At 54.8% G+C, this 11,646-nt stretch carries 9 protein-coding genes; 3 read left to right on the top strand and 6 right to left on the bottom strand.

Going from position 1 to position 11,646, the window contains the following annotated elements:
- Nucleotides 1-482: aminotransferase class III-fold pyridoxal phosphate-dependent enzyme (locus tag JJU14_RS15425; RefSeq protein ID WP_228614611.1), on the top strand; the 482-nt coding region annotated here is incomplete at its 5' end.
- Nucleotides 483-503: 21 nt separating this feature from the next.
- Here the strand turns inward: JJU14_RS15425 and JJU14_RS15420 are convergent.
- From JJU14_RS15420 to JJU14_RS15395, 6 genes are all read right to left on the bottom strand, one after another.
- Nucleotides 504-2,135, bottom strand: coding sequence for a tetratricopeptide repeat-containing sulfotransferase family protein (locus tag JJU14_RS15420; protein WP_228614610.1), 1,632 nt, complete (start codon nucleotides 2,133-2,135; stop codon nucleotides 504-506).
- Nucleotides 2,136-2,204: 69 nt separating this feature from the next.
- Nucleotides 2,205-4,637 (bottom strand): TonB-dependent receptor, encoded by a 2,433-nt coding sequence (locus JJU14_RS15415; protein WP_228614609.1) that lies wholly within the window; start codon nucleotides 4,635-4,637, stop codon nucleotides 2,205-2,207.
- Between the two features lie 71 nt (nucleotides 4,638-4,708).
- Entirely contained in the window at nucleotides 4,709-5,581 is an 873-nt protein-coding gene (locus tag JJU14_RS15410; protein WP_228614608.1) for a carbon-nitrogen hydrolase family protein, read from the bottom strand.
- Nucleotides 5,582-5,703: 122 nt separating this feature from the next.
- Nucleotides 5,704-7,536, bottom strand: a complete 1,833-nt coding sequence (locus tag JJU14_RS15405; RefSeq protein ID WP_228614607.1) for a PLP-dependent aminotransferase family protein — start codon at nucleotides 7,534-7,536, stop codon at nucleotides 5,704-5,706.
- 70 nt (nucleotides 7,537-7,606) lie between these two features.
- Nucleotides 7,607-8,806 (bottom strand): MFS transporter, encoded by a 1,200-nt coding sequence (locus JJU14_RS15400; protein ID WP_228614606.1) that lies wholly within the window; start codon nucleotides 8,804-8,806, stop codon nucleotides 7,607-7,609.
- Between the two features lie 117 nt (nucleotides 8,807-8,923).
- Entirely contained in the window at nucleotides 8,924-10,726 is a 1,803-nt protein-coding gene (locus tag JJU14_RS15395; RefSeq protein WP_228614605.1) for a hypothetical protein, read from the bottom strand.
- Nucleotides 10,727-10,957: 231 nt separating this feature from the next.
- Between JJU14_RS15395 and JJU14_RS15390 the strand changes: the two genes are divergently transcribed.
- Together JJU14_RS15390 and JJU14_RS15385 are read left to right on the top strand one after the other, a co-directional pair.
- A complete protein-coding gene (locus JJU14_RS15390) occupies nucleotides 10,958-11,185 on the top strand; it encodes an addiction module protein (RefSeq protein WP_228614604.1) in 228 nt (75 codons plus the stop codon).
- Entirely contained in the window at nucleotides 11,185-11,484 is a 300-nt protein-coding gene (locus JJU14_RS15385; protein ID WP_228614603.1) for a type II toxin-antitoxin system RelE/ParE family toxin, read from the top strand. Before JJU14_RS15390 ends, JJU14_RS15385 begins: the two co-directional genes overlap by 1 nt.
- Nucleotides 11,485-11,646 lie beyond the last annotated feature (162 nt).

Here is an 11,646-nt window from a genome sequence, read left to right as displayed (position 1 = left end):
TAGCCGGAGGCTTCCCCATTGCGGCTGTGGTAGGCAAGGCCGAGATTATGGACGCGCCACTGCCGGGTGGTCTTGGCGGGACCTATGGTGGCTCGCCGGTCGGCTGCGCTGCGGCCCTGGCCGTGCTGGATGTGTTGGAGCAGGAGAATCTGGTTGAGCGTAGTCGCGCCATCGGCGCTGCATTTGCCGAAAGTTTGCACAGCCTGCAACGTCAGTTTCCAGCTTTAATTGGTGATATTCGCCAGCAAGGCGCCATGATTGCGATGGAGCTGGTAAAAGACGGGGACCCCAATCAGCCCAATCCGGAGCTGACGCAAAGCATTATCAAGGCGGCAGAGCAACACGGTTTGATCCTGCTGGCCTGTGGTTTTTACGGCAATGTGATCCGGTTCCTGCCACCCCTGACCATTGAGTTTGAGGTGATGCATGAAGGGCTGGAAAAGCTGGAGGTGTTGCTGCACTCATTGCTCAGCCAGCGCTAATGCCGCTTGGCAAGGCTGTGGTCAGTCTGTTGTTGAGTCTGTCTGCAGCCAGGGCCGCAGTGGTGCCAGTTCGTTGCTAAAATGCCGCCAGCGCTGCAGCGACGACTGATAAACAGGTTGCCGTATCTGGCTGGCACTGCCGGTGGCACTGGCTTGCTGATTGAGTTGATGAAAGTTCAGGTAATCATCCTGCCAGGGCAGTTCGCAAAAAGTGAACAGTGCCGGGACCACTTGCTCGGGCTGGCGAACCAGCTGTTCGTACTGCACCTGATGAATACGGCCTGGTAACAACTGCTGCCAGTGCTGCATCAGTTGCTGATACCCCTGCATGTAGCGGCCCAGCTCGGTCAAATCGTAGGAAAATGGGTAGGCGTTGGCAAACAAATGTTTGTAAATAGCATAGGCATGATCCATCGGATCACGCTGGATATGAATAATTTTTGCCTTTGGCAAAGCCAGTGCAATCAACCCCAGATACAAAAAATTCAGCGGCAGTTTATCGACAAAATGAGGCTTTTGCCCGGTGAGCGGCCGGGTGCTATCGAGGTAAGCTTGCCCTAGTTGTTGCCAGTTCACCCCGGCACTTTGCCGCACCATGGCGACTTTATCCATTTTTTCCATAGCCGGCCGAGCGGGATGAAGCTGCCGGATGGCCTGCTGCAGGCACTGAGCGAAGTTATTCAGTTCACCGGCCAGTTGTACCTGTGGCGAGCAGCCTAAAAAGCGCTCCAGTAAGGTAGAGCCTGCTCTTGGCAGCCCCAAAATAAAAATGGGCTCGGCACTGGCGCAACCTGGGGCTGCTTGTTGCATCAGGCTGGCATCAAAGGTGTCGGCAATGGCATCCATCACAGCCAGATCCTGTTCCAGCTGATAGTGCAGATGCTGGCGCCGGATGCGGGCACCCTGGCTAAGTGCTTGAAACGATGCCTGGTAGTGCTGCAGATCTTCCAGGGTTTTGGCCAGCGCATAGTAAAGCTGCACCTGATCTTTTGGGCTCAGATCCGGCCGCGCCAGTTGTGCCCTAATGGCGCTGGCATGGTTGCTGTCCGGGGTTTGTTTGCGCAGGCCGGCTAGAAAATGCCAGGCTTCGGCATCGCCGGGGGCCAGCTGTAAGGCAGATAGGACATGCTGCTCGGCCTGAGCCAGCTCACCACAAATTCGCAGCATAGTCGCGTAGTTAAAGTGCAGGGTGGCGTTATCCGGTTGCAGCTGCAAAGCGCGCTGATACAGCCTGGCGGCGGTGTCGTACTGCTGCAGCTGACTAAGTTGCAGCGCCAGCCGGCTCAGTGTCAGGGCTTCATCGGGCGCTGAGCTGATCAACTCGCTTGCCAGAGTCTGAGCTGCTGCGCTTTGCTGACAGAGCAGTAAACACTCCAGCAGGCGCAACCGCACGGAAAAAGTCTCTGGTGCCAGCGCCTGGGCACGCCGTGCAAACTCCAGTGCTTTGACCGCTTGCTGGCTTTGTTCGGCAAAATGGCTGGCGGCCAGCCAGCACAGACTGTGCTCGGGAAACGCCTGCAACAGCTGTTGCAGCAGGCTTTTGGCTCTGGCCAGATCCTGCTGCTGCAGTGCCTGCCAGAATGGCTTCAGCGATGGATGGATATCGGACTTTTGATCAGGCTTTTGCTCAAGTTTTTGATCGAAGAGGGGCATCGGTTATCCAGCCATGGGTTCTGCTGCTATCTAAGCAGGGTTGCACTTTGGATGCAACCCTGCGTCAGCCTAGAAGCGGTAGGTTACTGAGATCCCTAAGGTACGGGGCTGGGTGATGTAGTCTTTCGAGCCATTGCCGAGGAAGTTTTGCCCCGGCTCGGTCCCCATGTAGCCTTCCGACAAGACACCGGTGACGCCATCTTCGTTAAAGATGTTGCGCAGGTAGAGCGCAAATTGCCACTGCTCGCCATACAGACTGGTGCTGAGGTTCGCCAGCCAGAACGACGGCAAGTCAATGTCGAAATTTGGGTTGCTGCCAAGGGCATTGCGTGAGCTGGATTGATAATAAAGCCCGGCAGTGGTGACCAGGTAGTAACGGGCCGAAATATCGTAACTGTGGCTTAAGCTGCCGCTGAAGGTGTTTTTCGCGGTACTGGGCAGTTGCTCGCCTTTACGCGAATGGGTAAACCTGCCCGGGCTGGCTGCGGTACCGGATGGGGCGACCAAATCGGCGGTGAGCTTGGCATCGACGTACGAATAGCCCAGATTGTAACTTAGGCTGGAGCTCAAATAACCGCGTAGCTCCAATTCCAAGCCTTGGGTGCGGGCCGATTCGCCATTGACTGCAGCAAAGAACCCCCAGTTGGGCGTGCTGATGTTGAGCTGCGGATCATCCCAGTCGGTGTAAAACAAAGAAGCGGCGTAAAAGTGCTGGCCGACCATGCCTTTGATGCCCACTTCGTAGTTCACCACTGAGTCGGCATTGTAGTTCAGGTAAGCCGGATTTTCGGCAAAAGTGCCGCTCACCGGCACGGCGGTGGTACCGCCACGACGGTAGCCTTCGGAAACGGTGGCGTACAGCATGCTGTGCTCGCTCCAGTCGTAGGCCAGGTTTAGTTTAAACAAGGTGCCGTTGTCGCTAAAATCGGATGCCATCACGGCCGGGCCCGGGTAAATCGGCAGTTCAATCAAAGTATCGTTACGGATTTTGTTGTGAAAGTAGCGCAGGCCAACCGTTGCCCGAAAGGCATCACTCAGGTGCCAGGTTAGTTCACCAAAGACGGAGGTATCACGCACATTGCGGCTGTCGCGGTACAGAAAATCCTGATCGCCGAGCACGCCGCCCCAGCTGGCTAATGTCTCGTCGAAGCCACTGGCACGGGCCCATTCGCTAAAGCCCGGCATAAAACTATCCTGACCGGAGCGGGTGTCCTGATCCAGATAAAAGGCACCCAGGATCCAATCCAGCTGACGCTCGCCATTGGAAACCAGCCGGACTTCCTGCGCAAAGCCCTTGTCCTGATAAAAGCGCTCTGCCGATGCCATCGGCCGTGGTGAGCCGCCATAGTACCAGGCAAACCAGTTGTTCTGAGCGTAAAAGCCGGTGTTGTCGCTGCTAGAGCTGCCTTTATGATCGTAACTGGAGGTGCTGGAAGTCATGGTGGCAAAGCCCAGATCCCACTCCAGTTCCAGCGCCAGCGCATCAACATCCCGCTCACTCGGTTCCAGTTGAATGGCGCCATTTTCATAGTCACGGTAGCCTTGTTCGCTGCCGGTTACCCAGTTGGTACCACGGGTCACCTGACGGCGGCCACCGATTTTGTCTTGTTGGAACTGATAGGACAGTAAAGCGTTGAAGTTGTCGCTCGGTTGCCAGAGCAGTGCCAGCCGACCATAATCGATTTCAACGGTATCGGCATCTTTCACCGAGCGAAAGACCGGGCCACCGTTGGCAATATCACCGCCAGCAGCGACCGGAGCGCCCTGAGCATTCAGCTGATAGACATTGGGGTAATCGACCAGGCCGTCGTTATCAATCCGGCCCAGATAGCCCCGGACTGCGAACTGTTCACTGAGTGGCAGATTGAGCAGCAGATCCAGGTTTTTATTAAAGCCGCCCGAACCTTTGCTTTGGCTGAGGCTGGCCGATACCTTGCCTTCGGTATCCAACAGATCAGGCCGGTTCATCCGGTAACGAACTGTGCCGGCCAGCGAGCCTGAGCCATACAGGGTACCTTGCGGACCACGCAGCACTTCAACCGCATCGATGTCTTTAAGAATAAAGTTGGCAAACAGTGGGGTTTCGTTGACATAGGTAGACACGGTCGGCACTGCGTTTAGCGCAAAATCGCCATTACCGGCTGAGTCGACATTCATGCCACGGATCACGATGTTGTTAATGACACCGGAGTTGCGGTAGCCGCGATCAACCACGGTAATGCCAGCCATTTCCCGCATCATATCCACCGAGTCGATAATATGGCGCTCTTCCAGTTGCTGGCCACTGATCACCGAGATGTTGTATGGGATTTCCTCGGCCATTTGTGGCCGACGGCTGGCGGTAACGGTAATACGTTCCACCTGCCACTCGGCACGGCTTTGCTGCTCTTCTTCAGCGATTGCTGTCATCGGCAACAGCAAAGCGGAGCTGACAGCCAGCGCCAGTGGTGCTTTACGAAAGATGGTAGCCATACCGGTTTGTCCTGTTGTGCGAGCGTTCATGTTGGTTCCCCATTGCTTTTTTTTTAGTCAGTTAACCCTAATGCAGGCTTGGTATTGATGTAAGCGCCAGTTCAGAAGGATCCATGGGTCCAGTTTCTACTGGCTGGTTTTTCCAGCGCACCGAGCTGGTCCAGTGCTTCAGATCGCGCCCCCGGTTGGTACTGAGGAAAGGGCAGTGGGTGATCGCGAAAGCTTTTCAGTGGCTGGCCCAGGCTGTGCCAGCCTTGTCGCCGCGTCCGGCGCAAATAGGCGAGATCCAGCTCCACCACGATGGCCTCGTGATGCACACAGGCTTGATGAATCACTTCTCCGCCTGGGCCGGCAATGATGGACTGGCCGACGCCCATGGTGCCAGAGGCATTGATATCAATCAGGTAACACTGATTGGTGCAGGCATTGGCGCGGGCGATGGCGAGCTCGACATTGCGGTCGATGGTGTTGGTCAGGGTTGGGTGCAGGATGACTTCAGCGCCCTGCCACACCAGCGCCCGGATACTTTCCGGAAACCACATGTCGTAGCAGATAGAGAGCCCGAAACGGCCAACGTCCGGAATGTCGAACACGGTAAACTCAGTGCCGGCAGTCACGCCGACTTCATAGGGTAAAAACGGATACATCTTGCGGTAGCGGCAGTGCACGCTGCCGTTGGGCGCTATAACGGAGCTGGTGTTGTAGATCTGATCACCCTCCCGTTCAAACAAGGAGCCATTGCACAACCAGACGCCTGCTTCGATAGCCAGCTGACTGTAACGCTGTTCAGCGGGTCCTGGCAGCGGCTCGGCAAAGCGCGGTGCCGGGCCAAAGGTGCACAGCTCGGGCAGCAGGATCATATCCAGGTTAGGGTAACGTCGTTTGGTGGCCAGTACCTGCTCGCGTATCAGCGGGAAGTTGTCTGTGCCGGGCGTCAGGGCCAGTTGCAATCCAGCCAGGGTAAAAGTGGTCATCTACAGACTCCGGTCAAAGCCCGGTCTATACCGGGGCAGTTGGGTTCTGTTGTCAGCATAGGAAAGCTGCAGGCGTAGGGGTAGGGCCAGATGCCGACGATTGATGGAGCCAGATGGATGCTTTATTCCCGTGCTGCGGAGGGGTGCAGCACAAAAAAAGCCGAGTCGACCCGTTTTTGCTGGCGTACCCAGTTGATGCGGTTGCCATCGGTGTAGAGTTCAAACCCCAGCACTTCGCCATAGGACCAATGCTGCCACTGCCGGTACCAGTGATCGCCTTCCAGCCACCATTTGCCACTGTCCTGCTTTTCATCATGGTAGCCTTCAAAACCCTGCATGCTGCCATCGGCATGCAAGCGGATGCGGTAAGGATCGCCAAACACAGTGCGGCCGATAAACTCACAGCGGCTGACAAAATCCCGCAGTGCCTGACCGGTCAGCCGCTCACCAAAACAGGGTTCTGCGCTTTCTTCGGCTTGCTCATCCTGTTGCCAGCGCCACATGAGCCTGGCCAGTTGCTCGACACCATCGCGGATTTTATGGCTGGGAATGCTGCTGACCCCCAGCCGGATATAGTGCATAGGTTTGTTTTTGCCACCATAAAAACGACTGACTGGCTCAATTAAAATACCGGCTTTGGCAGCCTCTGCAGCAAAGCGTTCGCTGTTTAGTTGCTCTGGCCCCTGGATCCAGCAGGTGCTGCCACCGACAGTGCGCGAGGTGACAATGGCGGTGGATAAATAATGATTCAGCGCTTCACGCATTTGTAGCCAGCGCTCTGCCAGTTCCTGGTTCAGCCGGCGCATGGTCTGATCGTAGTAACCGAGCGACAAGAACAGCCCCATAATGCGCTGGTTATTGGCCGGTGGGTGGCGCAGCATCAAGGAGCGTAAACGGCGGGCTTTGCGGATCACCTCGGCCGGCGCCACCAGAAAACCGAGTCGCAGGCCTGGTGCCAGTGCTTTGGAAAAGCTGGACACATAGAGCACTCGCCCCTGGGTATCCAGGCTTTTAATGGCCGGGTGAGGCTGGCTGATAAAATTGGTTTCGCACTCGTAATCGTCTTCTATGATTAAAAAATCGTCTTGCCCGGCTCGTTGCAACAAGGCCTGGCGTTTTGCCATCGACATAGTCACTGCTGTTGGCATCTGGTGGCTTGGAGTGACATACACCAGATCGGCGTGGGGCGGTATCGCATCCACATGGATGCCATCTTCTTGAACTTCGACAAAATGCAGTGGGCTGAAATTCAGTTGGGCCAGTTGGCGCATGCCCTGATAGCCAGGTTCTTCCATCGCCAGCAAAGTTTGGTGATTAAGCAGCAATCTGGCCAGCAGATAGAGTGCCTGTTGCGAGCCGAGCGTGACCAGGATTTCATTGCTGTTGGCCTGAATACCACGGCGGGGCAGCACCTTGGTGCGGATTTCCTCGGTAAGCAGTTGATCGTCTTGATGGCCGCTGTCGGAGGCCCAGGATTTGATTTCACCGACATTTAAGCTGAGCTTGGAGCATTCCCGCCATTGATTGACCGGGAACAGCGAGGGATCAAACTGGCCATTAATAAAAGGATAGGGGTAGTGCTGCCAATTATCCGGATAGGGCGGCGGGCTGCTTTCCAGTGTTAATTTCGGCAGGCGCTGTGCCCAATTCAGGCTGGAGTCTGAGACCGCAGGCTTGTTGGCTGTCTCAGTCGTGGCATGCAGTTCAAACAGCTGCTCGTTGACATAGATACCACTGCGCTCTTTGCTGATTAGATAGCCTTCATCGATCAGCTGTTGATAGGCATGCACCACTGTATTGCGGGCAATACCCAGTTGTTCGGCCAGTTTGCGTGAGGAGGGCATTTTGCTGCCACAGCCAAAGTAGCCATTTAAAATGGTTTGAATCAGCTTTTGGATCAGTTGCTGTTGCAGGTTGGAGCTGCCATCCGGCTCTAAAACAAACAAGTGCTGCATAGCTTCTAGTCATGGTTATACTGCAGTGGCAATCAGCATACGGTGCTGTATTGGCAACTGCAAGCCTGGATTATTCAGCCCGATCCAACAAGCGAGCCGGATACAAAGTCACCAGAGCCGCGGCAATCAGCATCACCACCGCCACATTAATCAGCAATGGGTATTGGGTGTTGCCAAGCAACAGGGCAGCAATCAGCGGACCTGAAGCCAGCCCCATTTTGGAGGCAAAACCACCCAGCGCCGCCATTTGGCCAGCTTTGTCGAATTCGGCACAGATCCCCAGCAGGTAGGCAATGCTAAAGGCCCAGGTGATGCCAACCGCTATATTGGCCAGCCAGAACACCCAGGCCAGGGCACTGAAGTGCAGTGCAAAGGTGGCAATGGCGGTGATCAGGATGCCGCAAAACAATGGTAGCATGCGGCCAAAGCGGGTGGAGAACAGAATCACCAGGCCGGAGCCGAGGATACCAAGCCAGGCCGAAACCCCAAGCGCGGGGGCTATGGTAGTCATGCTAAGGCCGGCTTGTTCGCCCAAATCAATGATGTAGGCATAGAGCCCCATATTAGCAGCCTGGAATAGAAACACCGCTAAAATGGAAGCCAGCAAGGGTTTGCGACGAATAGCGCTGGTGCTCGCCTGCTTGCTGCTTTGACTGACCGGGTAATCTTGTAAAAACGGCAGCATCAGCAAAGCCGTGGTACTGAACAGAATCAGAGCAAGGAAAAGGATCCAGGCGCCAACAACAGGAACCATGGGGGGCAACACCATGACACCCAGGCCACCCAGACCAAACTGGACTAACAGCAACATGCCAAAGGTTTTATGCACCTGCTCGGTGCGGGCTATCACTGCAAAAGCAATACCGACCAAAAGACCACCGATGCAGCCATGCACACCACGCAGTGCCAGCATCACCCAGGGATGCTGGATCCACATCGATAAAAAATCGAGGCTAATAAGTGTCAGCAACAAGGCCGTACAGACTGGCTTCCAGCGCCAGGATTTCACAATAAACACAGCAACCAGAGCACCTATCGCAGCCCCATAAATGTTGCTGGAAGCGATCAAACCCGCCTGACGATGGCTAAAACCCAGGCCATCAATCAGGCCAGAGACCAAAGCCGGCATGATATTGACGTAAAACAGGCCTGCCGTAGCCAAAAAAGCCAGCAGTACCCGGGCGGCCATGCCGTGGCTTTCTACCTTAGGCCAGCGTTGCCAGACGCTAAGCCGGTCTGAAGTGGGTAAAGCATGGCTGCTATCGGTCATAAGGCACCTGTGGTGGTTAAGTGAGTTTTTAGCCTACCAGCTTTTTTGTCACAGCACAGAGCCAGTTTTCGTCAAATGATGGTGCCAGTTTTGGGGCTGGCACCAGTCCCTTCATACTTACTGGCACACGGGCGCTATCTTGGCCAGTTCGTTCACCGTCTGGGTAAAACCATACTCCTGATTGTCACTGACGTAGTAATAAATCATGCCATTAGGCAGCAGCACCACGCCGATGCCACCAAAGCCAGACATATAAGGCACCCAGCTTGGATTCTGGCACTGTACTATTTGTGAAGCACTCAGATCATAGGCCCAGAAACCCAGCCGGTAACGGCTGCTGGTACTGCCGGTGTTCAGGCCACCATTGCTGCCTTGCTGCAGGGCACCCTGTAGCATGCCAGGGTGCAGCAGTTGCTGTCCCTGCAACTGCCCCTGTTGCAGCAAGGCAAAGCGGCCGAGCTTCAGCAAATCGTCGCTGAGTAAACTCAGGCCAAAACCAGCCCAGGGCAGTGCTACGCTGTCGTAACTGCGTCTGGATTCATAACTCAGTGGGCTCAGTGCCAGCGGCTTCCAGATTTCTTCCACCAGCAGATCCCGGTAGTAATCGGCGTTTTCGCCGGCCATTTGCCGGTAGTACTGCTGCATCGCAGCACTTAAAATGTAGGTATCCGAGCTGTGGTAAACAAACAGACTGCCCGGCGCGGCCTTACGGGGGTAAGCGCAGGCATGCTGGATTTTATCGGCATGGCTTGCCGTTAAAAAGAACTCCTGAATGGTTTTATTAGCGCCTTCATCGACGGAATCGCCAGCCGAGTCGTAGTTGCCGGTGGCCATATCCAGCGCTAGCTCCAGGCTCACATCGCTCCAGCGACTGCCCGGACATTGGGGTACCAGCGAACTGATGGCTAGTGCTTTGGCCGAGCCGCCGTACTTTTGCTCCAAACGCATCAGGCCAAAACCCGCCACCACCGACTTGGCGGTAGAATAAGAGGGCAGTGCCATCACGCTGCAATAGGGGTAATTGCCCTGGCGGGTGGCGCAGGCGCCCTGATAGTGCACGCCCTGGTAATAGACGCCATAGGCGGTGCGGTGCTGGCTGCTTTGCTCGCTACCGATGGTTGCCAGGTGCAGATTGGCCGCCGGGTAATCGCTGGCCAGCTCAGCCAGTGGCTTTTGCACAATGCGCTGGGCTTGCTCCTGCAAATAGTTCTGCACGATGTTGGCTTCATCCGCAATGGCATGGGGCTGGTAGCTGGCACTTAGCTTGCCGTGCAGGTTGAATTTAAAGTACTGGCAGGTTTCCTGCGCTATTTGATAGGCCAGATTGGACACAGAGCCATCTGCCTTAAACAAGAAGGTCATGACACCATTGTGAATGCAGTTGGCATTGACTTCCTGCAACGCAAAAGGCAGTGCCACCCGGCTGTAGCCCTGATCGCCAGCTTCCTGCCAAACCCGGCCAGGCAACAGAATGTAATCCCAGGATGGGTGACCACTTTGGATCAACTGACGTTGTACCGGCAGAAAATGAGTGCCTTTTTGCACAAACTCGAACTCAAAGGCCGGCAGGGTATCCGGTGAGGTATAGGCACTGGCCAGATTGGTGCCTTGTTCGCTGAATACGCCGGGCGTGATGGTCAGGCTCAGGGTGCCACGGAACTGATGCTCCGGGTTGGCGGCTTGGGCCGGCACCGCGTAATGGCTGTAGTTGACCAGTTGCCCCTGGGCTGTGCTCATCAGCTGGCTATAGCCCAGCGCACTGCGATTGACCTGACCGCTCCCATTCAGGCAATCGTAGTCGCAATTGGGATCGCCGTTATTGACGATATTTACATCGGATGGTTCGACATGGTCGCCATAGTCGTAGTAATAAATAGTGGCAAGGCTAAACAGGCCAATGGAAAGCAAGCGGCATTGCATAAAAGCTGTCCTGTATAAAAGCAGGCGATTTACTTTTGCATTGATGCCAGGATGGCGGTAGGGCCAGTTGTTGTAAAAAGAAAGAGCCAGTTATGGATTTGCCTACGTAAGCCTTATATGCAGTAAGAATGTAGCTGCCAGTTTGGAAGAAAAAATGGTCAGCTTACTCTGATGAGCACTCAACATTGTGCTGAAATGGTGTAAGATTAACGCATCAGGCAGGAGGTTTTCATGCAAACTTCACTTAAACAGATTGAAGAGCAAGCACTGGGGTTAAGCACGGAGGACCGTGCGAAATTAGCGGAAGTGATGCTCGAGTCATTGAACCCGGCGCTGACAGATGTAGAGGCGGCTTGGGAGCGAGAGATTGCTGAACGTATTGCTGCTTATGATCAAGGAGAAATGCCGGTCTATGCAGCTGAAGACGTCTTTGCTGAAGCAAAACGTATGATCAGGTGATGCGGGTAAAGTTTATAGCGCCGGCAAGGCGTGAGTTCCTGCAGGAAGTGCTTTATTACAACGAACAAAAGCCTGGGTTGGGAGCTGCCTTTGTTCTTGATATCGAAGAAGCCACAGTCAGAGCTGTAACTTTTCCGGAGGCTGGTTCGCCAGCCCCAATGAATACCAAGCGAGTGTTTGCTCAGAAATTCCCATTCTCTGTTGTCTATCGGCCCGATAATGAAGGCATTGTAGTTTTTGCCGTGGCGCACCACTCGCGCAAACCCAAGTATTGGGTGTCTCGAATCGTAGAACGCTAAGAAAGTAACTTTTTGCTATTTTAACCTGAAAACCGGCCAAACCGGCCATTTTCTGGCTTTTAAGCCGGTATTCCTCTACACTACGCGCCTTTTTTTGTTACCAGTGGTAAGGGCGCGGGCCAATGTAAGTGTTTTTCCTACGTACGATCCAATGAAATTGCT

Origin of the sequence: Alkalimonas sp. (assembly GCF_020831925.1) — a bacterium.
In the GTDB taxonomy this organism is placed as follows: Bacteria; Pseudomonadota; Gammaproteobacteria; order Enterobacterales; family Alteromonadaceae; genus Alkalimonas.
Note: the sequence above shows the minus strand (reverse complement) of the source record. Positions and strands in the feature narration are given on the sequence as shown.